The sequence below is a fragment of the Mixta intestinalis genome (assembly GCF_009914055.1).
In the GTDB taxonomy this organism is placed as follows: domain Bacteria; phylum Pseudomonadota; class Gammaproteobacteria; order Enterobacterales; family Enterobacteriaceae; genus Mixta; species Mixta intestinalis.
On the sequence record NZ_CP028271.1, the window covers coordinates 1,630,404 to 1,655,950 of the forward strand.

The following is a 25,547-nucleotide window of genomic DNA, read 5'->3' on the forward strand; positions in this document are numbered from 1 at the left end:
CGCTTTTACAAGCGCCGCCTTAATTCGGGTCAGAAGGGATAGTCGTGATAGCCCAACTGCGAAGATAACAACCGTCCAGCGCGATGCAGCATCGCAACATATTCATGTTTGCGTTCTTCCGAAAAACGAATTGTCGGGAAGGAAATACTCATACCGGCGATAACCACGCCGAAGCGGTCAAAAACCGGCACCGCAATACAGCGCAGCCCTTCTTCCTGCTCTTCATTATCCTCACCGAACCCCTGTGCTTTCACCATATCCAGCGTTTCCAGCAGCTCAGCTTCGCTGCCAATGGTATGCGGCGTACTCTTGCGAAAATCCACATCTTTCAAAATTTCACGCGCTTCTGCACGATCGCGCCAGGCTAAAAGAACCTTGCCAATTGCCGTACTGTGCAACGGATTGCGGCGCCCGATACGCGAATACATGCGCAGGTTGTAGAGCGAATCAATTTTGTGAATATAGACAATGCTGTCTTCTTCCAGCGCGCCAAGGTGGATCGTTTCTTTTGTCAGTCGCGAGAGCTCGCGCATCTGAACATCAGCGCTGCGGATTAAATCGACGTTCTGCAACGCCCTGGCACCTAACTCAAACAGCTTGAGCGTCAGCGCATACTTCTCCGACTCGCCTTCCTGGGAGACATATCCCAGCGACTTCATCGTCTGTAAAAAACGATAGACGGTGCTTTTTGACATCATCACGCGCTGAGAAAGCTCGGTGATACCATTTTCGCGTTCTTCGCCTAACGCCTGTAAAATACCAAACACTTTTAATACCGAGGAAACCGAATCCGGTTGTTTATCTCCATCTGCATTCGCCATAGTAAGAGCCTTTTTAAAATTGTTTTATTTAAAATGGAACGCCATTTCCAGTATACGTGGCTCTGTTATTATCAGGCAATATGTCTACGTCACACTAAGCACATCTGTAGACATTTTTTATCGGAATTGATGTGCTACGTAACAAATAGTCATTAGCATGGTTATTATTCACCTTCATTAACTTCTATTGCGAGTATCCCCCATATGGATGGTTTACCGTTACCGCGCCGTTACGGCGCTATTGCTGCTATTGCACTGGGCATTAGCGCTGCCGTGCTTGACGGCACCATAGCCAACGTTGCGCTGCCTACCATTGCGCGCCAGTTTCAGGCCAGCCCGGCGGAATCAGTGTGGATTATTAACGCCTACCAGCTGGCGATTATTATTTCACTGCTGTCGTTCTCTTTTCTTGGCGATCTGCTGGGTTACCGGCGCATCTATCAGGCGGGCCTGCTGCTGTTCAGCGCAACCTCGCTGCTGTGCGCCTTTTCTGACTCGCTGGTTATGTTAACCTGCGCACGTATTCTGCAAGGCTTTGGCGGCGCGGCGCTGATGAGCGTTAACACCGCGCTGATACGTATTATTTATCCTCAACGCTATCTGGGACGCGGTATGGCGATCAACGCGCTGATTGTCGCCGTCTCCAGCGCGGCGGGCCCTACGGTAGCGGCGGCCATTCTTTCTGTCGCCTCATGGAAGTGGCTGTTTTTAATCAACGTGCCTGTCGGGATGCTGGCGCTGCTGTTTGCCTGGCGCTTCCTGCCGGAAAACCCGCAACAATCATCGTTCCAGCGGTTCGATATTCTTAGCGCCATTATGAACGCCTTAACCTTTGGCCTGCTGCTGTCAGCATTAAGCGGCGCGGCACAGGGACAGGACTATCGTCTGATTCTGGCTGAACTTCTGGCGCTGCTGATTATCGGCACGCTGTTTATTCGCCGCCAGCTCGCTATGACCAACCCGCTATTGCCAGTCGATTTACTGCGCATCCCCATTTTTTCCCTCTCTCTTTGCACCTCTATCTGTTCCTTCCTGGCCCAGATGCTGGCGATGGTTTCGCTGCCCTTCTTTTTGCAAAGCGTACTTGGGCGTAGCGAGGTGGAAACGGGTTTATTGCTCACACCCTGGCCGCTGGCGACCATGGTGATGTCTCCCATCGCCGGGCGGCTGCTGGAGCGCTTTCATGCCGGATTGCTGGGCGGGATCGGACTGGCTCTTTTTGCCGCCGGGCTGTTTGCCCTTGCTCTGCTGCCAGCCGCGCCGGGAGACGGCGATATTATCTGGCGAATGGTGCTGTGTGGTGCCGGTTTTGGGCTGTTCCAGTCACCCAATAACCACACGATTATTTCCGCCGCACCGCGTCATCGTAGCGGCGGTGCCAGCGGTATGCTGGGAACCGCTCGTCTGCTCGGACAAACCAGCGGCGCGGCGCTGGTGGCGCTGATGTTTAATCTGTTTAACACTCAGGGCACCTATGCTTCACTGCTGCTGGCGGGACTGTTTTCTTCCGTTGCTGCGCTGTTCAGCCTGTCGCGACTGCGTCAGCCCACCAGTGACGCTTAAGCTAAAAAAAAGCGCCCCGAAGGGCGCTTTTGCGATTATTTCAGATATTGTCCGCTGCGTAGCGCTTCGATGCGCTTATCCAGCGGCGGATGCGACATAAAGAATTCGCTCAGCGATTTGCCTTTACCGTTGATACAGAACGCCATCATGCTGCCCGGCTCCTGCGGCTCATAGCTGGTTTTCAGCCGCTGTAGCGCCGCAATCATCTTCTCACGTCCAACCAGACGCGCGGAACCGGCGTCGGCATGGAACTCACGATAGCGCGAGAACCACATGGTGATCATGCTCGCCAGGATACCAAACAGCAGTTCCAGCACCATAGAGACGGCAAAATAGACCATTGGGTTACCGTTGCCACCCTCTTCATTCTCCCGGTCGCCCGACAAAAAGCCTGCCGCAATCTGCGCAAGAATACGGGAAATGAAGATGACAAAGGTGTTCACAATACCCTGAATCAGCGTCATGGTGACCATATCACCGTTAGCGATATGGCTTATTTCATGCGCCAGTACCGCTTCCGCCTCGTCACGGCTCATGTTTTGCAGCAGGCCGGTTGATACCGCCACCAGCGACGCATCGCGACGTGCGCCGGTAGCGAACGCGTTGATATCCGGCGCATGATAAATCGCTACCTGCGGCATACCGATGCCCGCCTGCTGCGCCTGACGCCCTACCGTGTCCATCAGCCAGCGTTCCGTTTCGTTACGTGGCTGTTCAATCACTTCACCACCAACGGAACGCAGTGCCATCCATTTCGACATCAGCAGTGAAACAAACGCACCGCCAAAGCCAAACAGACCTGCCATAATCATCAGGCCTTGCACACTGCTTGACTGAATTCCCGTCAGGCTGAGGATCAGCCCGAATACCAACATCACGGCCAGGTTGGTTAGCAGGAAAAGAGCAATACGCATCATAAACTTTCTTCTTCCTCAGTTAACTAAGCGCCCATGCGCGGATATACATCGTAGGGCCACCGTTGAGCATTTCAAGCGTCCTTAACGTTTAAGTGTCTAAAAAGACATAACTTTACATTTTGTCGCACTCTTTTTTAACCCCGCTTCCTGGTGGCGATGCATCCGGCAGTAAAATGCACAGAAAAGAAAAGGCACCGCCTGAGCGGTGCCTCTGTCAGCCAGCTAGCGTCAGCGTGTTACTTTGCCGCGCTGCCTTTTGCTGAAGACTGCGTCGGTTGCAACTGCGCCAGATCGTTGGCGATGTTAACCGTCTCATCCAGATAAGGATCGGGCTCTTTATAGTCCTTCGGCAGATCTTCCAGTTTCGCCAGCGGCTTCTTCCCTTGTGCCTTATAGCGTGCGTTGATGCGTTCCAGACGCAGCGCATCATCTTCATGGTTCTCTTTCTCACGCTGGGCAAGATTGAGCGAGATAATGTTGCGCTTATCCTTCATGGCGTTATAACGCTGGATATCCTTGATGATGTACTGGAACTCCGCATCCTGTGCAATACGCTCTTCATGCGCTTTGCTCAGCTGCGGCACCAGATTGCGTACGTCGCCCGTGCGACTGTAGCTTGCCGCATCGATGCTGTCCCAGGGCAGAGCGTTATCCTCAAACTTCTCGCCGGTTTCTATCGCTTCAACGCCGGTTGGCATCATCAGATCCGGCGTCACGCCTTTACGCTGGGTGCTGCCGCCGTTGATACGATAGAATTTCTGAATGGTGTACTGCACCGATCCCAGTGCAGGCCATTCCGGGCGCAGCATCTGATCGTAGATGCGATTCAGCGAGCGATACTGCTGCACGGTGCCCTTACCAAAGGTTGGCTCGCCGACAATCAGCGCCCGCCCGTAATCCTGCATGGCGGCGGCAAAAATTTCTGATGCTGAGGCGCTGAAGCGGTCAACCAGTACCACCAGCGGGCCTTTGTAGTAGACCACGCCGTCATTATCGCTGTCCTGACGCACCTTGCCGTTGTTATCACGTACCTGCACAACCGGGCCGCTGGGAATAAACAGACCGGAGAGGGAAACCGCTTCGGTCAATGCCCCGCCGCCGTTGGTGCGCAGATCGATAACGATGCTGTTTACGTGCTGTTTTTGCAGTTTCTGCAACTGCACCTTAACGTCATCGGTCAGGCCAACGTAGAAGCCGGGAATATCCAGCACGCCCACTTTCTCTTTACCGACGTTATGCACGCTCATTTTCACCGCCCGATCTTCCAGACGGATCCGTTCACGCATCAGCGTGACGGTACGCGTTTTGGTGCCTTTGCCTGCGGGCAGGATCTCGAGGCGTACCCGGCTGCCCTTCGGCCCTTTGATCTTGGCTACCACGTCATCAAGACGCAGACCGATAACATCCTCAATCGGTTTACCCGGCTGGCCCACGCCAACGATGCGATCGCCCACGTTCAGCGCTTTGCTTTTCGCCGCCGGTCCACCCGCTACCATTGAGTTGATAACCGTGTAATCCTCGTCCATCTGCAATACTGCGCCGATCCCTTCCAACGACAGGCTCATTTCAGTATTAAACTGCTCGGTATTGCGCGGCGAGAGATAATTGGTGTGCGGATCGATCTCATGGGCGAAGGCGTTCATCGCCAGCTGGAACACATCCTCGCTGTTGCTCTGCGTCAGACGGCGGATCGCTGAGTTATAGCGCTTGGTGAGGATATCTTTAATTTCATTATCTTTTTTACCGGTGAGCTTCAGGCTAAGCCAGTCATACTTCACCTTGGCATCCCACAGCGCGTTCAGTTCAGCAACGTTTTTCGGCCAGGGTGCCTTACTACGATCGGTATCGATAGTATCGTTACCGTTGAAATTCATCGGTTTATTCAGGTTCGCCAGCGCATACTGATAGCGCTCAAAGCGGCGTTTCTGCGCCAGATTGAATAAATCGTAAAATACCGTCAGCCTGCCGCTGCGCAGCTCATCGCCCAGCGTACTTTTTTTGTCGGCAAACTGCGCCACGTCCGATGCCAATAGCACGTTATGGCTGTAATCAAGCATGTTCAGATAGCGATCGAAGATTTTTGCCGAAAACTGCTGGTCGAGGTCAAACTGGCGGTAATGAGAGCGGGTAAAACGTGAGGTTACACGTTCGCTAACGGTGGCGTGCTGCGGCTCTTCATGCAGCTGCGGAATCTGCTCCGCACGGGTAATGCTGTCAGCAGCAAAGGCGTGACCTGCCAGCAGCAGGCCCGCCATGATACTCGTCTTGAAAAGATTGTTCATGCCCAGGGTGGCCTCCGTTTCAGAACTGTAAGTGTTCTGCGCGTACGATCATTGCCAGTCCGGAAGCCAGCTGTACCCGAACGCCATCCTTAGAGATCTCAAGAACGGTGGCATCCATCGCGTTTTTACCCGCCTTGACCTTAATGCTCTGGCCCGGCTGCAGCGCGGAGGTATCAGTGACGGGCTGCGTACGCGGCTGTTGCTGGCGCGGTGCGGCTGGTGCACGTTCCTGGGCAGGACGTGCATCGTTAGCACGCGCTCTGCGGGCGGGCTGACGCTCACCTTCAGCGGGCTTACGGTTAGCCGCCGCTTTACGCGGACGACGCGCAGGCGTTTCTTCACCGGCTTCACGTTTTTTCGCCTGCTGTTGCTGACGCTGCTGCTGAATACGAGCTTTCGCCTCTTCAAGCTGTTTGCGCGCATGTTCAATATGCTGTTCTTCCAGCTCGCCGCAGGCGTTGCCGTCCAGATCGACGCGGGTAGCACCCGCTTTAACGCCATACAGATAGCGCCAGCTGGAGGTATACAGACGCAGCGCTGAACGCAGCTGCGTTTTGCTCAGGCCCATTTCGCCCTGAACACGTTCCACGAGGTCCTGAAAGATACCGATTTTGAGCGGACGCGCTTCACCTTCGGCACTAAAGCAGTGCGGAAAGCGTTCCGCGAGCCAGGCGATGACTTCTTTACTGCTGTTCAACTTAGGTTGATTTTCCATGAAATTTCCTGATTACAACGGGTGGCCAACAAGCCGCAGGCATGAACAGGCGACATTATAATGACCCCATCGCCAATTGCCACGAAATCCAGCGCTTTAGCTGCGATTCATGTGAATAAATTTTTTAACATCGCTGTTGGCTAACACTGTGCAAAGCCCGTCAGTAAAGGTTTGCAGGCCGATTTCGTCCTCGCTGTCGAAGCGATTAAATACCGTACTATCGATATCCAGTACGCCGATAGTTTCACCTTCCACGATCAGCGGCAGCACGATTTCCGCGTTGCTCGCCGCATCACAGGCGATGTGGCCTGGAAACGCATGCACGTCATCCACGCGCTGCACTTTTTGTTCAGCCACCGCCGTACCGCATACGCCACGGCCTACCGGGATACGCACGCAGGCGATCTTGCCCTGAAACGGCCCCAGCACCAGCGTCTTCTCTTCTGTTAACAGATAGAAACCTGCCCAGTTAACCCCTTCCAGCCGTTCAAACAGCAACGCGCTGCTGTTGCCAAGCGCGGCCAGAAAACTGGTTTCACCGGCGATCAGCGCACGCAGATCGCGGTTGAGGTCGTGATAAAATTCTTTTTTGTCCATTTCCTTACCATCTTAAAAGCAATCGGACGGCTACACAGGTGCCGTCCGGTTAAATAAGCATTAAATATCCACCGCCACAAGGTGAATCATTCCGGTAGTTAATATAACCTTAGATTCTGGCGGATCGGATTATCAAAACGGGCTATGTCCCTCAGCGTCCGTTTTGCATCGTTTTAAGGACCGTGCATAGCTGCACGCGAGGGTTACTGCGGCAATATATGAAAATACATACCATCAGTCACGTTCTGCCCCATGAACGTTATCAGCGTTGCCCGCAATGCGATACCCTTTTTTCCTTACCGGATGTGACATCGCGTCAGTCGGCGCACTGCCCACGCTGTAACGCGAAAATCCTCAACGGACGCGACTGGTCAATGACCCGTCTGACGGCGATGGCGGTGACCATGTTCCTGCTGATGCCTTTCGCCTTTACCGAACCGCTGATTCAAATTCGCCTGCTTGGCACGCCAATCCGCGCCAGCCTGTTGGCAGGGATTATGCAGATGACCATGCAGGGCGATATTTTGACCGCCGCGATGGTGACGTTCTGTACTATTGGCGCACCCGTCACGCTGGTTGCTGCTATCGCCTTTCTCTTTTTCGGCGATCGGCTGGGGATGAACCTGCGCCCGGTACTGCTAATGCTCGACAGGCTGAAAGAGTGGGTGATGCTTGATATCTATCTGGTGGGCATCGCCGTAGCGTCAATCAAGGTTAAGGATTATGCCGATATTGAGGCAGGCTACGGGCTGGTGGCCTTTGTTTCACTGATGGTGCTGAGCCTGCTGACCCTGATTCATCTGAACGTTGAGCAGCTGTGGCACCGCTTCTATCCGCAGCCGCAGCCGGATGTGCCGCTGGAAAAACTGCAAATCTGCCTGAACTGTCATCACACCGGCATGCCGGACGATCGCGGACGCTGCCCGCGCTGCCATACGCGCCTCGCGCATCGTCGCCCTTACAGCCTGCAAAAATCCTGGGCCGCGCTGATTTCCGCCACCGTGCTGCTGGTCCCGGCTAACCTGCTGCCGATTTCAATTATTTACCTCAACGGCGGCCGCCAGGAAGATACCATTTTCTCCGGCATTCTCTCGCTGGGATCCGGCAACATTCCGGTCGCCGCCATCGTTTTTATCGCCAGTATTCTGGTGCCCTTTACGAAAGTTTTGGTCCTGCTGGTGTTGCTTATCAGCATTCATTTTCGCTGCCAGCAGGGACTTAAAACCCGCATCCGGCTTCTGCGTCTGGTGACGTGGATTGGACGCTGGTCGATGTTAGATCTGTTCGTCATATCATTAACCATGTCGCTGGTAAATCGCGATCAGCTGCTGGCTTTTACTATGGGACCGGCTGCCTTCTACTTTGGCGCCGCGGTAATTTTAACTATCCTGGCCGTGCAATGGCTGGATAGCCGTCTGATTTGGGATGCTCATGCAACACACGCCGACTACACCGACTAAAGCGCGTATTACCAACAAGCGTAAAATCTCGCCGTTCTGGCTGCTGCCCTTTATCGCTTTGATGATCGCCGGATGGCTGCTGTGGACCAACTATCAGGAGCGCGGCACCACGGTCACCATCGATTTCGCTCAGGCTGACGGCATCGTGCCGGGCCGGACGCCGGTGCGCTATCAGGGCGTCGAGGTCGGCACCGTACAGGGCATCAGCCTCAGCGACGATCTGCGTACGATAAAAGTGCGGGTCAGCATTAAAAGCGATATGCGTGACGCGCTGCGTGAGGATGCCCAGTTCTGGCTGGTCACGCCAAAAGCGTCACTGGCAGGCGTTTCTGGGCTGGATGCGCTGGTTGGCGGTAACTATATCGGCATGATGCCGGGCAAATCAGGGCAGCGAAAAGAGCATTTTGTGGCGCTGGATACCCAGCCCAAATACCGCGTGAATACCGGTGAGATGCTGGTACATCTGCATGCGCCCGATCTCGGTTCACTCAACACCGGCTCGCTGGTTTACTACCGCAAAATTCCGGTCGGACGCGTTTATGATTACACCATCACCCCAGATAACAACGGCGTCACCGTTGATGTGCTGATCGAACGCCGCTTTACCAACCTGGTAAAAAAAGAGAGCCGTTTCTGGAACGTTTCCGGCATGAAGGCTGACGTTAGTCTTAACGGCGCAAAGATTGAACTGGAAAGCCTGACGGCACTGGTTAACGGCGCGATCGCTTTTGATTCACCGCCCTCTTCTCAACAGGCCGCCAGCGAAAGTAACTATCAGCTCTACCCCGACCTGGCGCACAGCCAGCGCGGCGTCATCGTGACGCTCGATCTGCCCGACGGAAAAGATCTGAAAGAAGGCAGCACGCCGCTGATTTATCAGGGGCTGGAAGTGGGTACGCTGACCAAAATGACGCTCCAGCCGGGCGGAAAAGTCAGCGGTGAACTGACGCTCGATCCCTCCGTCGTTAGCCTGATGCGCAGCGGTACGCGCATTGAAATGCACAGCCCGAAAGTCAGCCTGAATAATCCCAGCCTGAGCGCGCTGCTGACCGGTGCCACGCTGGAACTCTTCCCCGGCGAGGGAGAACCGCAACAGCATTTCCAGGTGCGACAGAGCAATGAGGCGCTGTTGCAGCAACCTAATGTCCTTTCCGTCCGCCTGACCGCACCAGAGAGCTACGGCATCAACGCCGGGCAGCCGATTATGCTGCGCGGTATCGAAATCGGCCAGGTTATCCGCCGTATCCTGACCACCAAAGGGGTGGAGTTTGAGGCGGCGATCGCCCCGGAACATCGTCATCTGGTTCATGCCGACAGCAAATTTATTATCAACAGCCGCCTTGACGTGAAATTTGGCCTGGACGGTATGAAAGTGCTGGGTGCCAGCGCCAGCGAGTGGATCGATGGCGGTATCCGGCTTGAGCCGGGGGCAAAAGGTGCACCGCTTAATCACTATCCGCTCTACGCGAATGCAGAGAAAGCGGAGGAAGGCATTACCGGCGAACAGCCGCCAACCACATTAACACTGACCGCCAACAGTCTGCCCGATATTCAGCCTGGCTCAGTGGTGCTCTACCGCAAATTCCAGGTCGGGGAGATTGTTGACGTCACGCCGAAGGAAAACGAGTTTCTGGTGGCGGTACATATCAAGCCGGAATACCGCAAGCTGCTGACGCCCGACAGCGTATTCTGGGCGGAAGGCGGCGCGAAGGTGCAGCTGAACGGCGCGGGCCTGACGGTAGAAGCCTCGCCGCTGAACCGGGCGCTGCGCGGTGCGATCAGTTTTGATAACCTGGCCGGGGCACGCAGCAGCAATAGCGAAAGGCGCGTGCTTTACCACTCCGAAACCGCCGCACGCGCCGTCGGCAGCCAGATTCTGCTGCATACCTATGACGGCAGCAAACTCGCCGCCGGGATGCCGATTCGCTATCTTGGTATCGATATCGGTCAGGTAGAAACGCTGGCGCTTAACCCGGCTCACAATCAGGTGATTGCCAAAGCAGTGCTCTACCCCGAATATGTTGACAGCTTCGCCCGCACCGGCAGCCGCTTCTCGGTGGTCTCCCCGGAGATCTCAGCTACCGGCGTCAATCATCTGGAAACGCTGCTACAGCCTTACATCAACGTCGATCCGGGTAAAGGTGGGCCGCTGCGCCGCTTTGAACTACAGGAAACCACGATTACCGATTCTCGCTATCTCGACGGTTTGAATATCGTCGTCGATGCGCCGGAAGCGGGATCGCTGGGCATCGGTACGCCGGTCTTGTTCCGCGGCGTGGAGGTAGGCACCGTAACCGGCACCTCGCTGGGCGGCATGGCGGATCGCGTTCAGGTGCAGCTGCGCATCAGCAAAAAATATCAGCATCTGGTGCGCAACAACTCCGTATTCTGGCTCGCCTCCGGTTATAACCTGGAGTTTGGTCTGATTGGCGGCGTGGTGAAAACCGGCACCTTCCAGCAGTTCATTCGCGGCGGCATCCAGTTCGCTACGCCGCCAACCGTTCCGCTGGCACCGCGTGCCGCTTCCGGCAAACATTTCCTGCTGCAGGAAGAAGAACCGAAAGAATGGCGTAAATGGGGAACGGCGATCCCCTCCTCGTAATGGTTACCGGGAGCCCGCACAGGGCTCCCGTTTCATCGGCTTTTGCCGCAGCTGTGTTACACTTCCCGCCCTGTTCTTACCTGAAACTACCGGAACTCTGTCGTGGCCCAACAATCCAGAGCCAGCTTCCCTGAAGCCTTCCTTGACCTGATGCGTCAAACCCTGCCCGATGAGGCGAGCCTGCAAGCCTTTCTCGCTATCAGCCAGCAACCGCTACGCCGCAGCCTGCGGGTCAATACCCTGAAAATCAGCGTGGACGACTTTTTACGCCAGACGGCACGCTATGGCTGGCGGCTGACGCCGATTCCCTGGTGTGCAGAAGGTTTCTGGATTGAGCGCGACGAGAGCGATGAGGCGCTGCCGCTGGGCAGCGTGGCGGAGCATCTGAGCGGGCTGTTCTATATTCAGGAAGCCAGTTCAATGCTGCCGGTCAGCGCACTGTTCGCGGCGCAGCCGCAGCCTGAGCGGGTAATGGACGTCGCGGCGGCACCCGGCTCGAAAACTACCCAGATGGCGGCGCTGATGAATAATCAGGGGCTGATTCTGGCCAATGAATATGCCGCCAGCCGGGTAAAAGTACTGCACGCTAACCTCAGCCGCTGTGGCGTCAGCAATACGGCGCTGACCCACTTTGATGGACGCGTGTTTGGCCCGGCGCTGCCGGAAGCCTTTGATGCCATCCTGCTTGATGCCCCCTGCTCCGGTGAAGGTGTGATCCGCAAAGATGCCGACGCGCTGCGCAACTGGACGCTGGAAAGCACCCACGCCATCGCTGCCACTCAGCGCGATCTGATCGACAGCGCCTTCCATGCCCTGAAGCCGGGCGGCACGCTGATCTATTCAACCTGCACCCTCAACCGTCTGGAAAATCAGCAGGTGGTGAGCTGGCTTTGCGAACGCTACCCGGATGCGGTGGAGATTGAATCGCTGGCGCAGCTGTTTCCCGGCGCGCAACAGGCAGCAACGGCAGAAGGTTTTTTACATGTCTTTCCTCAATTGTTTGACAGCGAAGGGTTTTTCGTGGCGCGGCTGCGTAAAACGGCGGCGGTGGAACCGATGCAGCAGCCCGGCTACAAAGTGGGAAAATTCCCTTTCAGCCCGCTGTCCCGTAAGGATGCGCAGCTGATAAAACAGGCCGCCGCCAAATCAGGCCTGCACTGGGACGATTCACTCACGCTGTGGCAGCGTGATAAAGAGATCTGGTTATTCCCGACGACGGTGGAATCCTTAATTGGGCGTGTGCGCTTCTCCCGTATCGGATTAAAGCTGGCGGAAACCTTTGCAAAAGGCTGTCGCTGGCAACATGAGGCCATTGTCGCACTGGCGCGCCCGGACGCAACGAACAGCGTTGAGCTGGAAGAGAGCGAGGCGGAAGAATGGTATCGCGGGCGGGATATCTGGCCACAAAAGCCGCTGCCGCGTGATGAGGTGCTGGTAACCTGGCAGCAACAGCCCATTGGCCTGGCGAAAAAGGTTGGGCAGCGCCTGAAAAACAGCTATCCACGCGAGCTGGTGCGCGACGGAAAACTGTTTCGCGCCTGATATACGTCATGCGCTGAGTGCCTTAGCTCCCGCCGCGATGCCGCACAAGCAGGCAACATCATTCACCATCTCTCCGCCTTTTGCCCACCTTAACCGCAATATTGACCTGCGGTTAAGGCTACAACCGCTAAACTCACTGCGCTGAAGTAACCAGATAAGGCGCAGGCGAAATGGATAGCCAGAAAAAATTTATTATCATGCTGATCTTTCTTTTCATCGGCAGCCTGATGCTGCTGGAAATTCTTGCCCGCCTGGTCCATAAACTTATCGTCGGTTAGCGGGTAGCCCGGCCTTCAGCCGTTACCGATCGTCAAGAAAGTGGATAACCGCATCGGTAAACTCTTTCGGTGCCTGTAAAAAAGCAAAGTGGCTGACGGTGGGTAAAATAAGCAGCCCGGCATCGGGAATGGTAGCGGCAATATGTTCAAGATGAGCCCGATCGATCGCCTCATCACGATCGCCATCGACAATTAATACCTGCGCCTTAATCTTGCGTAGCGCCTCATCATTCCATTCCGGCTGCGTCTGCCACATTTTGCTGATTTGCGTGACAAACGCCTGGTAGCCGTCGGGGGTTTTCGACAATTTTTTGTACTCTTCACCAGCGCGGGCAATGTAGGCAGCGAACACAGGATCGTTTTCCACGCCGGGTTTAACGCCGCTGGTGGTGGCGTTAGGCGCAAAGGCAAACACCTTCGCCACGCGCTGCGGGTGGCGCATCGCCATATCCAGGCCAATAATGGCGCCATCGCTCCAGCCTACGATATCGGCTTTATCGATATGTAATTTATCCATTAGCGCAACGACATCATCGGTCATTAAATCATAACCGTAAGGCTGGGCGTTGCGGGTACTGCGCCCGTGACCACGGCTGTCTACCACGATAACCTGATGATGTTTCGCCAGTTCCGGCACCTGCCATCCCCAGTAGTCGCTGTTTGCCAGGCCACCGTGCAGCAAAATAACCGGCGAACCCTGGCCAGCCACGCCATACCAGAGCTGAATGCCGTTGACCGCCGCGTAGCCGGTAGTGAGATCCGCCACCGGCGCAGGCGTCTGCGGCAAATGCTGCCAGCGCGTTCCCCAGTGGGTATGTTGCGTTTCCGTTTTTGCCTGCGTCAGCGCGGGTGCCAGCGCCATAACGCCTGCCAGTAATATTGCCGGTTTAGTATGCATCTTTTATTTTCCTGACGGCCCGCTGATACCGCGTTGCCGAATGGTGAGTTAACTGACCGGACGGATGAAAACCCGGAGATGACATTTTTACTACGCTTAACGCTCAGCCATTTATTACACAAATTAATGAGGACCGCTATGCAGCGCAGAGACTTTATCGGGTACGGCAGCGCTTTTATTGCGCTGGCGGCGAGGGTAAATTTGACGACAGGCGCAACGGAGATGCCCTTTCCAGTACCAGTGCTTCCGTCATAAGACCATAATAATTAGGAATATCGCTATTGGTACAGGCTTACCAACAAAACGTGGCTTCAACGATTTTTAGCAGACAACTTCGCCACCGGGAAGTGTTGCGCGTCTGCGGTAACAGCCAGATGGGGTGATATTCTAAAAATAGCTGCCACGAGCAATACACGATCGCCCTGTCAGAGGTTACCGGCGGTTAATACCACCGCGCAGCGCAGGCTATCCGGCGAGCTGGATAAAATCAGCGTGCTCTCATCTTTGCCGATAGTGCGTTGTTTATAGCGCCAGGCGATAACAGCGATATGGTTTACCAGGCTGGCGCAGCCCAGATCGCCTGACGACAGAACGGGCGTAACCCTTATGTAATCATCCCTGCAAAGAAAAGCATGCAGTCGGGTCAGCGCAAAACCATACTCATCTGCACGCCAGATTTCCCCGTTGAGATCGGAAACGATATGGGTAATTTGTTCCGTCCTGACCTGCTGCAACGCCTGCATTGCCGCACTTGCCAGCCCGATACCGGTACAGGCGGTATCAGCCTGATGCAGATCGGTTTCTTGCCCGATACCCGCTGCTGACAGACAGCAACCCTGCCCGCTACCCGTCCCCAGCACAATCGCCGCTGCCCCCTCGCCCGGCACAAAACCATAGGGCTCAGGCACCATTTCGCCAGCATCGAATCGGTAGCTCCCGTGCAGCAACCGCTCTGAATCCAGCTTTGTCAGCGTTTCCATCATCAGCCAGCATTCAACGCCTAAAACAATATCAAAAACCCGTTCGTTTCTTTTCTGGTTCTCCTTCTGCCTGTTGACGATCTCCCGGAGCGCAAGCCCCGCCTGCGCCGCGCCGCCTCTCAGCAACCGAATCGTGTCCCAGCGCACGCTATGCGCTTCGGCGCACCGAACCATGACCTGTTCCAGTTCTGCCGGAACGCCGATGCGATCGACCGGGGGAAGGATCAGCCAGAGGCGGTAGCGTTCCGGGGCGGGTAGCGCGCTCAGCTTCTTCCACAGGTTAGCCAGTAATTCGTTTGCCAACGTTTCCCAGCGTGCCGCGCCCGTAACCTTAAGCTGCGGGAAAAAACTCGCTTTAATGGGTACGCCACAGCGATCGACATATAGCGGATGTTTTCTGACCAGCGCCAGCTGGGTTTTTATGGCAATATCGGCCAGCTCAATCGTTGGCCCGGCAGGAAATAAACACTCTGCGGCGACAATTTCAATAGTCATGCCTGCTCCAGTTCCGGGAACGCGCCGTCCGACGGTTGGCGATCGCGCTGGTTAATCCGTGTTTTCTCCCAGATGCGGGTGGACTTGAGCTGATTGACTCTATCGTGACAGTGTAACGCACTATGCCATACGAGGCTGACGCGCGGGTAGTCTGGCTCCAGTATCAGCGTATGGAGTTTGGGGCGCTGCTCTGTTGTCGTGCCGTCGGAAAAAGTGGTGGTTAACATTAACGCCTGACGAGGCAGAGAAAAGCTCATTACGGGATTCGTGCTTTGGTGAGGAGAGAGCAGGTTCGCCAGACCGATCCGTTCGCCGCCTTTCAGCGTCGTCTGCTGTGGTTTGGCTGCGATCTGCCAAAAAAGTGGATTAAAATCCTGCGGCGGCAGCGGATAACGCGTGGCCTGCCAGTGTGCATCATAGGTTCCTGCCAGCGCAGCACGCCCACGCCAGTGCGCCGGAAGCGGCCCAAAGCCAATCTCGCTGTCATCGTCGTGATGAAATTCAATCGCCGGTTTTTTTGTGCCCTGCGGGTTATAAAATTCGCCTTTATGGGCAGAGCCGGTTGCCATATTTTGATAGATCAGCGGGATTTTAATAAAGCCGTCAATATTTTCCGCATAAGCGAGAGGACGCCGGGGCCAGATTTTCGCCAGGCGTAGTAGTAGCGTTCCCGCCTTAAAGCCCGCCAGTACCGGAGAATGACGGGTAGTTTCCGGCACCCAGACATGACCATTGAGGATAATATCGGTGTAACGTTTTTCTGGTCCCAGGTCCGTTTCATAAAGCAGCTCGCCGGTTTTAAAATCTTTAACCGGTCCGCAGCAGACGGGCGGCTGCTCTGGCGACAGCGCCAGCATACCTGACGGAAGAATGTTATAGGTGGATTTTATCGCCACGATCCAGATTTCTTTGCCCGCGCTGTCTCGTATCCAGCCCCGCTCAGCGGCATAGCGCGTTTCATTTTTCAGACGCCACATCCCTGTGCCCCCAACCTCAGTTTAGCTCAACCCGTCCACCCGCTATCCGGTTGGTCCCTTCAGCATCGGTGAAAATATAGTCGCCTTTAATCATCACTTTGCCATCCGGGTAGAGCGTAATGCTCGATTTACCGCAGCGCAGCGTGATCTTTTTATCGGAGACCAGGCAGATTTCATCCTGCGTTGTATTCTGCATCGCCGTTTCTCCTACAGGCCGCGATACTTTTTTTTCCTTACTGCTACTCAGCATATCCTTTCTCCCGTCATGCTTTGCCTGGTTTGATTAATCATCAAAGCGGCGAATCCATTGCAGCGTGGCCTCGCGGCTGTCCAGCGGCTCATCAACATCAATCAGCTCGCCGTCATAATCCTCAAACCGGATCGGGCGCGTAAAAGCAGCAACCTTGCGGTAGCGCTGCGGAACGATCCCCTGATATGTATCACCCAGCTGCGGCATCGGCCCTGCCATAATGACAATGCCGCCATCATAAGGCTGGACATGACACTCCGGCTCCAGCGCCTCGCGGCAGCGATCCAGCCCGCCCAGCTCCTCCACCAGCGCATCCCCCAGCACCGTCAGCCAGTTCACGCCCTTGATACGGTTGGTAATGTATTTACGCTTTTTATCCTCTACGTAAGTTGTCGCTACAAGAAAACTGATATCATCCATATGATCCAGCCCCGGATGACGTTGCAGCAGCGGCCAGGTATAGCGGGCCGAAGGCGGCCCTGAGCAGGAGAAGCAAAATCCGGCGGTGCCAAACGCGGGCTTCACTACATTGCACCATTGCAGAACCATTTCCAGCAAGGTGTCAAAGTACGGGTTGCCCTGTTCATCACAGACCGGAATGGAGGCAACCACGCTGGAAAGGCTGTCTTCTCTGTTTACGCCACAGCCATAGAATCGCGCCTGCCAGGGGCTGGCGTTGAAAATTTTTCCCTGTCCGGTATCGTCATAAAAAAGGTGCGTATCATAGCTGGCCTCATAGTTCAGGTTAGCCATTTTGTTCGCCAGCTTTTTCAGAAAGTCCTTTCTCATCAGGGAGACGCGCGACGAGCCTGACAGCGAATAGCTGTTTAACCAGGGCGCAAAGCGTCGGTAGTAATCCTCTGCCAGCTGGTTCAGCGCGGGATAAAGCTGCCGTTGTTCACGTGGAGGAATAAACAGCTCCACGCCCAGCGCAATTCTGGCCCGGATCGTATTTTTTCCTTTAACAGCAATTTGGTCCAGCTGCGCCAGATTATGATCGTCAGGCAGCAACTCCCGTAATGATTCCGTCTCTTTTTTCATTAATCCTTCAACAATTCCACAAAACATCACCTGAGAAACGGAAAGACCGTTGGGCCTTCTTGCTAATTTTGCGGTCACCGATAGCCAGGCAATAATTTTTTCGCCGCGACATAAGCGAACACTTTCTGGCAACCCATTTTCCTGTACCGAAAAGATTAATCATCAAAGCGGCGAATCCATTGCAGCGTGGCCTCGCGCCGATCCAGGGGTTCATCAAGCTTGAGTAAATAATTCCTGTAATTTTCAAAGCGGATCGGACGCGTGAAAGCGGCAACCTTGCGGTAGCGCTGCGGCACAATTCCCTGATAAGTATCACCCAGCTGCGGCACCGGCCCGGCCATAATGACAATACCGCCATCATAAGACTGGACATGACACTCCGGCTCCAGCGCCTCGCGGCAGCGTTCCAGCCCGCCCAGCTCTTCGACCAGCGCATCGCCCAGCACCGTCAGCCAGCTCACACCTTTGATTCGATTAATAATACGATGCTCGCCATCTTCATCGACGTAACGGGTTTCCACAAAAAACCGGATATCATCCATATGTTCCAGTCCCGGATGGCGTTGCAGCAAAGGCCAGGTATATTTAGCTGCAGGGTAACCGGAGTAAGAGAAACAAAACCCGGCGGTGCCAAACGCGGGCTTTACCACGTCACACCATTGCAGAACCATTTCCAGCAAAGTGTCAAAGCGGGGATTGCCCTGCTCATCGCAGACCGGAATGGAAGCAGTAACGCTGGATAATCCTTTGTTCTCCTGCGGCTTACCGTAAAATCGTGCCTGCCAGGGGCTGGCGTTGAAAATTTTTCCCTGCCCGGTATCGTCATAAAAAAGGTGTGTTTCAAAGTTGGCCTCATAGTTCAGGTTAGCCATTTTGTTCGCCAGCTTTTTCAGAAAGTCCTTTCTCATTAGCGAAATCCGTGACGCACCTGACAGCGAATAGCTGTTTAACCAGGGAGCAAAGCGCCGGTAGTAATCTTCCGCCAGCTGGTTCAGCGCGGGATAAAGCTGACGGACATCGCGCGGCGGGATAAACAGCTCCATGCCCAGCGCAATTCTGGCCCGAATCGTATTTTTTCCTTTAACAGCAATCTGGTCCAGCTGCGCCAGATTATGTTCGTCAGGCAGCAACTCCCCTAATGATTCCGTCTCTTTTTTCATACATCCTCAAACATTCCATTAAGCCATAGCCTGAGAAAAAACGGTTAAAAGGCCGGTTTTACCGTTCTGGCCCTTCTTGCTAATCTGGTGGCCACCGACGCCCAGGCAACAGCATCACCCGCCGGACCATCCAAAGGGCACACGGTGGCCGCTACCGCCAGAACAACCTGTGCAACCAGCAGCCAGTCCGTTTCTTCAGGCTCTACCGATTTCTCTGTCTCTTCTTCTGGCTGACGAGCAGTAGCACGCTCTTCAGCAGCCCTTTTTTCATTAGGGCACTCCGGCGGCCAGTCACTGCATTCTTCCTCAAAAAAATAGTCGCTAAAATCTCCTTCTGCATCTGCCGCTATATCTTCATAAGCTTCAAGCTGTCCTGGTGCAAAGTCATCGCCAGGAAACTTAACATCGTAAATACGCGTAATCTTGTCGCCATCTGACAAGACAATATCCAGCCGCCGCCCGCCGGAAGGGGTATAAGGGTTCGTTGAGAAATTTTCCGGCGATTTTTTTGACATGACCGGGCACCACTTTCCGTCTATCTTTTCAAAAGAAACTTCATTCGCCACACGCCCTTCAGGTCGTCCTCCCCGGTAAGTGTCCTCTCGTATTTTGTCGTTCAGACAGTCCTGAAAATGCGCATATTTCGCGCCGCTCCCTTTAGAACCCAGCCGATTACAGTGTTCCAGGTAGCATTCTTTCGCCCATTTACAGATTAATTCTTCAAAATCTTTAATACTTTTATTCAGCGCTTCCTGCAACAGCCCCGCCAGGTTGACGGTATTCCGGCTGTTCATAAACATCTTATCTGTCAGACGACAGGCAGGCTTGCGCTCAAAAAAGACGTCGAACGAGTGGCTGATCCACTCCGCCCGCGCGCGATTCACGCCAGACACCACCCCGCCCATAGAACCAGCCTCATCCAGAATGCTGCTGGCGAAGCAGGAAGCGTTATGGGCAATCATATTGCCGCCGTCAGCAAAGACCGAGTGGGTGCCCTGCGTTAAATCCTTTGAAAACGCGGTATTACCGTAAGGCACCGGCATACCGTTTGGCGGCGTTTTGCAGACATCCGGCAGCGTACAGCGGCTGATACCCCGGCTTCCCTTATGACAAAGCGTTAATCCGTTAATATTTACCGTTAGCGTCATGCTTTTCCTCCCGGAGCGGTAATATGCTGGCGCAACAGTTGCGGCATCCCTTTACAGGCTGGCAAACGCAGCCATTCAGAAAGCGCTGGAGCCTTGTCCGACAGGCGGCTTGCCGCCAGCCCGGCGATATACAGGCTTTCCGTTTGTACCAGCGAGGCGATACCTGAGCTGTCCCGCACATCTTTGCCTGCCAGATAGCGATGACCAGCGGCAAAACGGGAACGGTTCTGTGCCCACCACCGATCAAAACAATGCTTATCGGGCCACGTTAATCCCACATCAGGATCCTCAACAGGAAAGCCATTCACGTCTAACGATAGCGATGCGTTTTCTGTATCAGGAGCCTCTCCGGCCCATCCATCCTTTTCCGGTAACGATCCGGTAATGGTATAAATGGTCATGGCACACAGGCGGGCAAACTCCTTCTCTTCCAGAAGCCGGGCTAATTCCGGAATTACCGCAGCATCGCCATACAATCCCAGTGCGTTAATATAAAGACGGTGGTTTCTGACATCGTTTGCCAGAAAATCCAGGTAATCCTTAGCAGACAGAAAGGATTTAACGATCAGCAACTTTGCCGCATATTCTGCGATCGCAGGCTGGGATGACTGTGTTAGCTGATATAGCGCCTCTTTTATTACCGTCTTATACGCATAATAGGCCTGCGTTGTTAACAGGCTGGCAATGGCAGTAATTTTTGCATTCTCTTTCTCCGATAGCAGCTGCTCAATCAGGCGGAAATAAAGGGTACTGTTGCGTTGATAAATAGCCATCAGCGCGCCAGCCGTTAACACCGATGCGCCGGTGGTAGAGAAGTGACGCAAATTAATTGCCGGGTTGATTTTTATATCTGGTCTGGCCGTGAGCGCCCAGGCGTGATAAAGCGGATAATCGGGCAGCAGATCCCACAGCACTGAGTGCTGGGGTGCCCAAAGAATTGCGTCTCTTACCGCCTCATCAAATTCTACCGACGTCTGTGCAAGCGTCAGAATGGCATGCAGATAACTGCCGCTGTTGATGGCCAGCGCATACAGCGCAATAGTAAAAAGATTGCCTTTATTGAGCAGGGACTCTGAAATAACATCCTGGATATGTTCTTCGGCAGCCTCCGGCAGCAACGTTAACCCTTGTAAGTAGCCGGTAAGAAGGCTATCCCAACGGATTAACTGGTTATAATCATGCTGACAAGAGGAAAACAATTTATTCCTCTGGCGATAGCCTGACGACAATAAATCAAAATATTGCACAACCAGATATGGCGTTACGCTCTGCTTTAACATACCGCCTCCTAATTATGATTGATATCCTGCGCGGTATGCCTGATATGATCGCCATCGATAGTAATATGGGTGCCTTTGATAATAATGGTGCCATCCTTTTTCATAACCAGCATGGCAGCGCCCACCGCGATCTGTAATTCATCGGCCACTTCAATAAGCTGTTTTTTACCAACGGACTGGTTGCTGTTGCCATCAACCTTTTGGTTGTAATTGCCACCTATCGTTTGCGTTAAATTATCACCGATTTTCTGTCCGTAGCTTTGTCCTACCAACAGCGTTTTATTCAGCCCGATCTCTTCAGCCTGATGGAGACCGACGGTCGTATTCATACCGCCGCCAACGGTTGTCTGATATGCCCCGCCAACAGATAAGGCTTTCGCCGCGCCAATGGTTTCGGCTTTGGCAATCAGCACGGTTTCCGCCAGATTTTGTTTCACTAACCGCGTCTGGTTTCCGTCAACGGTATCAGTCTGTTCGCCGTGGGTGGTTTGCTGACGGTTGCCGTCAATGGTTTCTGTCTGGCTACCGTGCACGCTTTGCTGCCGATCGCCATCCACCGTTTCGTTCTGATGACCATGAATGGCCTGAGTTTGATTTTTCTGGATCTCAATGTTCTGGTGACCGGCGATAGTTTCCCGGTGATCGTTGCCGACATGGGTCGAGCGATCGTTTAGCACCAGCGTGTTCATATCCTTCTGCGCCCGGATAAAGACCTCTTCCTGACCTGCTTTGTCCTCAAGGCGTAAGGCGTTAGCCTGATCCGGCGTGCCTTCCTTGGTGCGGCTGTAAAAACCCATTTGGGTGGCGTTAGCCGGTAATTCCCACGGCGGCATATTCGCTTCGTTGTAGACTCTGCCAATAATAATTGGGCGATCCGGATCGCCATTAATGAAGTCCACCACAACTTCATCATTGAGACGTGGGATCTGTATGCCACCGAAACCCTGTCCGGCCCATGCGCTGGAAACCCGCACCCAGCAGGAGCTGGTATCATCGCCCTGCGCTTCGCGATCCCAGTGAAAACAGACTTTTACCCGCCCATATTTATCCGTCCAGATAGTTTGCCCTTTAGGGCAGACAACCCGCGCCGTTTGTGGGCCGTAAGTACGTGGCCAGCGGGCAGAAAGCGGCGCTCTGAACGGCACTTCACGCGGGAGCACCGTAAAATCAAGCCGATACTGAGCAAGCTGGTTATCTCCGCTGGCATAGCGGTTTTCCCGCAGATTATAGTCAACAGAAGTAACAAGATAGTCGTTGTTATCACCAGCATGCGGTGCCTGAAAGAGCGTAAAAGTACGTCCGGAGGCGATCCCCAATGCGGTAGACGTGCCGCTCAAAGTTTGATGCGTTGCCTGCCATACCTGCTGACGAATACGCGCGTAGCGCTCGCCCTGGGCTGAATCAACATAGCGCCCCGGCCAGTCGTAGAAATCGACGCTACCCGGTTTCGGGGCTACCGGGTTCTGCCGGGCCTGCATTAACCAGGCGTAAGGCTTACGAAAATCATAATCATTGAGCGTATAAAGACCCGGCGTGGCATCGTGGCGAATATGCCACTGACTGATCCCCTCTTCATCAGGCACGGCACCGTCAGGGGTACTTTGATAGCGAATAAACTCATAACCGGATACCGCAGTATGGCAATCGGCATCATCCGCCAGTATCAGCTTATGCTGCTGCGCATCATGTTCAAAGTAGTAATAGATCCCTTCCAGCTCCATTAACCGGCTGATGAAATTGAAGGTACTCTCCTGATACTGTACACAATATTCCCATAGCCGATAGCTGCCGGTCAGCCGATCTTCGAATACAACCTGATTCTCTGTTAGCAGCGATTTGACGATTTCCGGTACGGTTTTATCCTGAAAAATGCGCTGGTTATGGTCATGCTGTAGCGGCCAGAGATCGGATTCCATCCGCAAACGGTAAACGGTGTAACGTGTGCCGCTCAGCTCCTGACTATAAATATCAACCGAGGTGATCTTCCCGTTAAGATAACGCGGTTCCGGACTCTGCGATAAAGGGATGGAAACCGTCAGCGGCTTGCCCAGCAGCGCCGCCTTGTCGATGCGAGGCTGCGTGCTTAACAACTCAACGTCAAAGACGTAAGGTTCTGACAGTGCTTCACGCCCGGTAAGTGACCAAAATAATAATGCTTCAGGCAATGGTGCTGTCGCCACAATGCGATTAAACATGACAATATCCTTTTGCTCAGAGGCGTCAGGCTATGCCTCAGTTCGCAATGAAATAAGTCAGCCCTTAAGCTTGATGACGCGATTATTATTCAGGCCGACAGCTTTTTATGATTATCAGACAGCGTAATCAGATGGAGATTTCTGACGCAGCGGCAACCTGCCACGGCGTGTAAAAATGCTACAAAGCTACTGTTCCGCTGTACCCAAAAGGAGGAGTTTGATGACTGGAAAAATAATGTGCTTTCTTTTTTTGAGCAGTACGGCGCAGTTAACGTTATGCCCGCGAAGGCGGGATCATAAATTCATTCTTTGTGAATTTAGGTGCGAAAGCGGCAAGCATAAAGTGAATAATAGTATTGATAACATTAAATGAAACTATCAGGAACGATGCTTATTAGTTCCAGTAAAATAATATCATCAGGATTTAATAAGCGGCTCTTGTCGGCATCGTCGTTAAGGCTGCGGAGCAGATCATCCAGACCGCTTTGTAGATGGTTGAGGCACTTTAATACGGTTATCTGGCATCTAAAGCACAGGTCTGCGGCAGAGGAAATGGCAAAGGTTAGCGGAAACATAAAAGTAAAAGTGGAGCGGGTAACGGGAATCGAACCCGTGTCACCAGCTTGGGAAGCTGGGGTAATACCATTATACGATACCCGCTTTAGGCGGCTGCCGAACAGAGGATGCTCAACAGCGCGTGGAAACTATTATTACACAAACGGTTAGCGGCTATGCAAGTTCTTCTCTGTTGTCGCTTAAAAAAATCGGACTGGCCTTAGCCAGGATCAAAAAATGCGGCCAGACAGAGACTGCCGGAGCCTTGTTACTAACGGTGCGGCTCGGACACCGTCATAGTAAATACCAGCGGCGTGTCGCCGCAGTTAGCATACTGATGGGCGTTATCTGTTCTGGCGACCGCCGAACATCCCTGAGCCACCATTAACTCGCAGACGGCGGTTTTGAGTGCCAAAATGCCCTTTTCAACGTGCAGCAGCTCAACGGTACCGGCTGGATGCCCCGATGAAGAGAAAACTTCCCCAGGAAACATCTCCCAACGCCACAGCTCCACCATATCCGGGCCGCTACTCCCGGCCAGTAAACGCGCAGAACCGCCCTTTTCACCCTGCCACAGCACAGGGATCTCATCGCCTGTAATTAACCATGCATCAGGCGCACGGGTAACGTTAACGATATCTGCCACGGATAAACCGAGCGCGGCGGCAATTTTACACAGGATGGCAATGCTGGGATTCGCGCTGCCCTTTTCGATTTCAACCAGCATACCTTTACTGACCCCGGCCCGGCGGGATAACGCATCCAGCGACAGTTTCTGCTGTTTACGCCAGGCTTTGATACTGGAAGAGACGGCGGCGCTGACGCTATCAATATCCGCCCCGGCACTAGTCATTTTATTGACTTTTTTAGTCATCGGTCACTACTATAGGATAAATTAGTCAATCAGGGATTATGTTATGTTTTCTGTTTCGCCGTCAATTGACCCGGCTATTGCACGTCTTGCGCCAGGCTTCCGGGCGCTAAGCATCGTCGTTCAGGCTGCACCAATAGCGCATCCTGAGATTGCCGGAGAGGCATTAAGGCTGGCCTGTGAATCTGTTATGGCAAACGAAGCGCCGTGGGCAGAAGCTCACCTTAACGCATGGAATGAGGTTTTTCGCGCGTTCGGCGCTAAGCCAAAGCGTACGCCCTGCTCGGCTGATGCCCTGCGTAAGCGAGTGCTGCGCGATGGCACCATGCCCGCCATCGATCCGGTTGTCGATCTGTATAACGCTATCAGCATTCGTTACGCCATTCCGGTAGGCGGGGAAAATTTCGCAGCCTATGCAGGCGAACCGCGACTTACCATAGCGGATGGTACCGAACTATTCGATACGACAAAGGAAGGCCAGCCGACAGATGAATCGCCGGAACCGGGAGAAGTTATCTGGCGTGACGATCGGGGCGTAACCTGTCGCCGCTGGAACTGGCGTCAGGGAATACGAACCCGACTTAGTGCTGAAGCCAGCCAGATGTGGTTTATTCTGGAAAGTCTGCCCGCAATGCCGCTGGAGGCGTTACAACAGGCAGGCGACGAGTTAGTTTGTGGTATTCAGCAGATGATGCCCGGTGCACAGGCAACTCAAAAACTTATTGGCTTTGATTTATCCTGACTTGTAGACTTTAAATATCAGCCCGCTAAAAAATATTCATTGGCGGGTTTTCCTTTTCCTGTATTTGCTCCCACCTGTAAAAATACGCCTGGTTTTTATTGTAAATAAATAAGGCTTTAGTCGTGAATACCACAAAAGAGAGCAACTCTGTAGACTATTCCCGGCTTAGCTTTAATTA

Annotated in this window: 21 protein-coding genes and 1 tRNA gene; 5 read left to right on the forward strand and 17 right to left on the reverse strand. The window is 53.8% G+C overall.

The window, feature by feature from the left end; translation table 11 throughout:
- Positions 1–29: 29 nt before the first annotated feature.
- A complete protein-coding gene (gene kdgR, locus C7M51_RS07635) occupies positions 30–821 on the reverse strand; it encodes a DNA-binding transcriptional regulator KdgR (protein WP_160621242.1) in 792 nt (263 codons plus the stop codon).
- A 204-nt stretch (positions 822–1,025) separates the two neighbouring features.
- Between kdgR and C7M51_RS07640 the strand changes: the two genes are divergently transcribed.
- The gene (locus C7M51_RS07640) at positions 1,026–2,384 is read left to right on the forward strand and encodes an MFS transporter (RefSeq protein ID WP_160621243.1); all 1,359 of its coding nucleotides are present in this window, start codon (positions 1,026–1,028) and stop codon (positions 2,382–2,384) included.
- Positions 2,385–2,419: 35 nt separating this feature from the next.
- On the opposite strand, the gene htpX is transcribed toward C7M51_RS07640, so the two are convergent.
- From htpX to C7M51_RS07660, 4 genes are all read right to left on the reverse strand, one after another.
- Positions 2,420–3,301 (reverse strand): protease HtpX, encoded by an 882-nt coding sequence (gene htpX / locus C7M51_RS07645; RefSeq protein ID WP_160621244.1) that lies wholly within the window; start codon positions 3,299–3,301, stop codon positions 2,420–2,422.
- Between the two features lie 236 nt (positions 3,302–3,537).
- Complete coding sequence (prc, locus tag C7M51_RS07650) at positions 3,538–5,583, reverse strand: carboxy terminal-processing peptidase (protein ID WP_160621245.1); 2,046 nt, start codon at positions 5,581–5,583, stop codon at positions 3,538–3,540.
- A 19-nt stretch (positions 5,584–5,602) separates the two neighbouring features.
- On the reverse strand, positions 5,603–6,298 hold the full coding sequence (gene proQ, locus C7M51_RS07655; RefSeq protein WP_160621246.1) for an RNA chaperone ProQ: 696 nt from the start codon (positions 6,296–6,298) through the stop codon (positions 5,603–5,605).
- Between the two features lie 96 nt (positions 6,299–6,394).
- Positions 6,395–6,895, reverse strand: a complete 501-nt coding sequence (locus C7M51_RS07660; protein WP_160621247.1) for a GAF domain-containing protein — start codon at positions 6,893–6,895, stop codon at positions 6,395–6,397.
- 218 nt (positions 6,896–7,113) lie between these two features.
- On the opposite strand from C7M51_RS07660, the gene yebS reads away from it, so the two are divergent.
- The 3 genes from yebS (at position 7,114) to rsmF (ending at position 12,499) form a co-directional block, all read left to right on the forward strand.
- Positions 7,114–8,355, forward strand: coding sequence for a membrane integrity lipid transport subunit YebS (gene yebS / locus C7M51_RS07665; protein ID WP_160621248.1), 1,242 nt, complete (start codon positions 7,114–7,116; stop codon positions 8,353–8,355).
- The gene (locus C7M51_RS07670) at positions 8,321–10,957 is read left to right on the forward strand and encodes a PqiB family protein (protein WP_160621249.1); all 2,637 of its coding nucleotides are present in this window, start codon (positions 8,321–8,323) and stop codon (positions 10,955–10,957) included. The genes yebS and C7M51_RS07670 overlap by 35 nt, the downstream gene beginning before the upstream one ends.
- Positions 10,958–11,107: 150 nt before the next feature.
- Positions 11,108–12,499, forward strand: coding sequence for a 16S rRNA (cytosine(1407)-C(5))-methyltransferase RsmF (gene rsmF, locus C7M51_RS07675; RefSeq protein WP_244323832.1), 1,392 nt, complete (start codon positions 11,108–11,110; stop codon positions 12,497–12,499).
- An 89-nt stretch (positions 12,500–12,588) separates the two neighbouring features.
- On the opposite strand, the gene C7M51_RS07680 is transcribed toward rsmF, so the two are convergent.
- From C7M51_RS07680 to C7M51_RS07735, 12 genes are all read right to left on the reverse strand, one after another.
- The gene (locus tag C7M51_RS07680; protein ID WP_160621251.1) at positions 12,589–12,759 is read right to left on the reverse strand and encodes a hypothetical protein; all 171 of its coding nucleotides are present in this window, start codon (positions 12,757–12,759) and stop codon (positions 12,589–12,591) included.
- 40 nt (positions 12,760–12,799) lie between these two features.
- Positions 12,800–13,675 (reverse strand): alpha/beta fold hydrolase, encoded by an 876-nt coding sequence (locus tag C7M51_RS07685; protein WP_160621252.1) that lies wholly within the window; start codon positions 13,673–13,675, stop codon positions 12,800–12,802.
- Between the two features lie 425 nt (positions 13,676–14,100).
- Positions 14,101–15,150, reverse strand: a complete 1,050-nt coding sequence (locus C7M51_RS07690; protein WP_160621253.1) for a hypothetical protein — start codon at positions 15,148–15,150, stop codon at positions 14,101–14,103.
- Positions 15,147–16,127 carry a DUF2169 domain-containing protein gene (locus C7M51_RS07695; protein ID WP_160621254.1) on the reverse strand — a complete coding sequence of 327 codons (981 nt, stop codon included), beginning with the start codon at positions 16,125–16,127 and terminating at the stop codon, positions 15,147–15,149. Before C7M51_RS07695 ends, C7M51_RS07690 begins: the two co-directional genes overlap by 4 nt.
- A gap of 16 nt (positions 16,128–16,143) precedes the next feature.
- Positions 16,144–16,377, reverse strand: coding sequence for a hypothetical protein (locus C7M51_RS07700; protein ID WP_160621255.1), 234 nt, complete (start codon positions 16,375–16,377; stop codon positions 16,144–16,146).
- A 33-nt stretch (positions 16,378–16,410) separates the two neighbouring features.
- Entirely contained in the window at positions 16,411–17,550 is a 1,140-nt protein-coding gene (locus C7M51_RS22295; protein ID WP_208852122.1) for a type VI immunity family protein, read from the reverse strand.
- A 23-nt stretch (positions 17,551–17,573) separates the two neighbouring features.
- A complete protein-coding gene (locus tag C7M51_RS07710) occupies positions 17,574–18,578 on the reverse strand; it encodes a type VI immunity family protein (RefSeq protein ID WP_208852123.1) in 1,005 nt (334 codons plus the stop codon).
- A gap of 44 nt (positions 18,579–18,622) precedes the next feature.
- A complete protein-coding gene (locus C7M51_RS07715; RefSeq protein ID WP_160621256.1) occupies positions 18,623–19,726 on the reverse strand; it encodes a DUF4150 domain-containing protein in 1,104 nt (367 codons plus the stop codon).
- On the reverse strand, positions 19,723–21,006 hold the full coding sequence (locus C7M51_RS07720) for a hypothetical protein (protein WP_160621257.1): 1,284 nt from the start codon (positions 21,004–21,006) through the stop codon (positions 19,723–19,725). The genes C7M51_RS07715 and C7M51_RS07720 overlap by 4 nt, the downstream gene beginning before the upstream one ends.
- Positions 21,007–21,014: 8 nt before the next feature.
- Positions 21,015–23,201 carry a type VI secretion system Vgr family protein gene (locus C7M51_RS07725; RefSeq protein ID WP_160621258.1) on the reverse strand — a complete coding sequence of 729 codons (2,187 nt, stop codon included), beginning with the start codon at positions 23,199–23,201 and terminating at the stop codon, positions 21,015–21,017.
- Positions 23,202–23,787: 586 nt separating this feature from the next.
- Positions 23,788–23,861, reverse strand: a tRNA-Gly gene (locus C7M51_RS07730).
- Between the two features lie 166 nt (positions 23,862–24,027).
- Positions 24,028–24,630, reverse strand: a complete 603-nt coding sequence (locus tag C7M51_RS07735) for a helix-turn-helix domain-containing protein (protein ID WP_160621259.1) — start codon at positions 24,628–24,630, stop codon at positions 24,028–24,030.
- A gap of 43 nt (positions 24,631–24,673) precedes the next feature.
- Here C7M51_RS07735 and C7M51_RS07740 point away from each other — a divergent pair, with 43 nt between their 5' ends.
- Entirely contained in the window at positions 24,674–25,369 is a 696-nt protein-coding gene (locus tag C7M51_RS07740; protein WP_160621260.1) for a B3/B4 domain-containing protein, read from the forward strand.
- The last annotated feature ends 178 nt before the right edge of the window (positions 25,370–25,547 follow it).

Excerpts from the sequence above, each read along its gene's own strand:
- C7M51_RS07690 (WP_160621253.1), bottom strand. The coding sequence starts at position 15,150 with ATGACTATTGAAATTGTCGCCGCAGAGTGTTTATTTCCTGCCGGGCCA.
- rsmF (WP_244323832.1), top strand. The coding sequence starts at position 11,108 with ATGCGTCAAACCCTGCCCGATGAGGCGAGCCTGCAAGCCTTTCTCGCT.
- C7M51_RS07735 (WP_160621259.1), bottom strand. The coding sequence starts at position 24,630 with ATGACTAAAAAAGTCAATAAAATGACTAGTGCCGGGGCGGATATTGAT.
- C7M51_RS07660 (WP_160621247.1), bottom strand. The coding sequence starts at position 6,895 with ATGGACAAAAAAGAATTTTATCACGACCTCAACCGCGATCTGCGTGCG.
- prc (WP_160621245.1), bottom strand. The coding sequence starts at position 5,583 with ATGAACAATCTTTTCAAGACGAGTATCATGGCGGGCCTGCTGCTGGCA.
- proQ (WP_160621246.1), bottom strand. The coding sequence starts at position 6,298 with ATGGAAAATCAACCTAAGTTGAACAGCAGTAAAGAAGTCATCGCCTGG.
- C7M51_RS07695 (WP_160621254.1), bottom strand. The coding sequence starts at position 16,127 with ATGTGGCGTCTGAAAAATGAAACGCGCTATGCCGCTGAGCGGGGCTGG.
- C7M51_RS07685 (WP_160621252.1), bottom strand. The coding sequence starts at position 13,675 with ATGCATACTAAACCGGCAATATTACTGGCAGGCGTTATGGCGCTGGCA.
- C7M51_RS07680 (WP_160621251.1), bottom strand. The coding sequence starts at position 12,759 with ATGGACCAGGCGGGCAAGAATTTCCAGCAGCATCAGGCTGCCGATGAA.
- C7M51_RS07640 (WP_160621243.1), top strand. The coding sequence starts at position 1,026 with ATGGATGGTTTACCGTTACCGCGCCGTTACGGCGCTATTGCTGCTATT.
- C7M51_RS07670 (WP_160621249.1), top strand. The coding sequence starts at position 8,321 with ATGCTCATGCAACACACGCCGACTACACCGACTAAAGCGCGTATTACC.
- kdgR (WP_160621242.1), bottom strand. The coding sequence starts at position 821 with ATGGCGAATGCAGATGGAGATAAACAACCGGATTCGGTTTCCTCGGTA.
- C7M51_RS07715 (WP_160621256.1), bottom strand. The coding sequence starts at position 19,726 with ATGACGCTAACGGTAAATATTAACGGATTAACGCTTTGTCATAAGGGA.
- C7M51_RS07700 (WP_160621255.1), bottom strand. The coding sequence starts at position 16,377 with ATGCTGAGTAGCAGTAAGGAAAAAAAAGTATCGCGGCCTGTAGGAGAA.
- htpX (WP_160621244.1), bottom strand. The coding sequence starts at position 3,301 with ATGATGCGTATTGCTCTTTTCCTGCTAACCAACCTGGCCGTGATGTTG.
- C7M51_RS07720 (WP_160621257.1), bottom strand. The coding sequence starts at position 21,006 with ATGTTAAAGCAGAGCGTAACGCCATATCTGGTTGTGCAATATTTTGAT.
- C7M51_RS07710 (WP_208852123.1), bottom strand. The coding sequence starts at position 18,578 with ATGAAAAAAGAGACGGAATCATTAGGGGAGTTGCTGCCTGACGAACAT.
- C7M51_RS07740 (WP_160621260.1), top strand. The coding sequence starts at position 24,674 with ATGTTTTCTGTTTCGCCGTCAATTGACCCGGCTATTGCACGTCTTGCG.
- yebS (WP_160621248.1), top strand. The coding sequence starts at position 7,114 with ATGAAAATACATACCATCAGTCACGTTCTGCCCCATGAACGTTATCAG.
- C7M51_RS07725 (WP_160621258.1), bottom strand. The coding sequence starts at position 23,201 with ATGTTTAATCGCATTGTGGCGACAGCACCATTGCCTGAAGCATTATTA.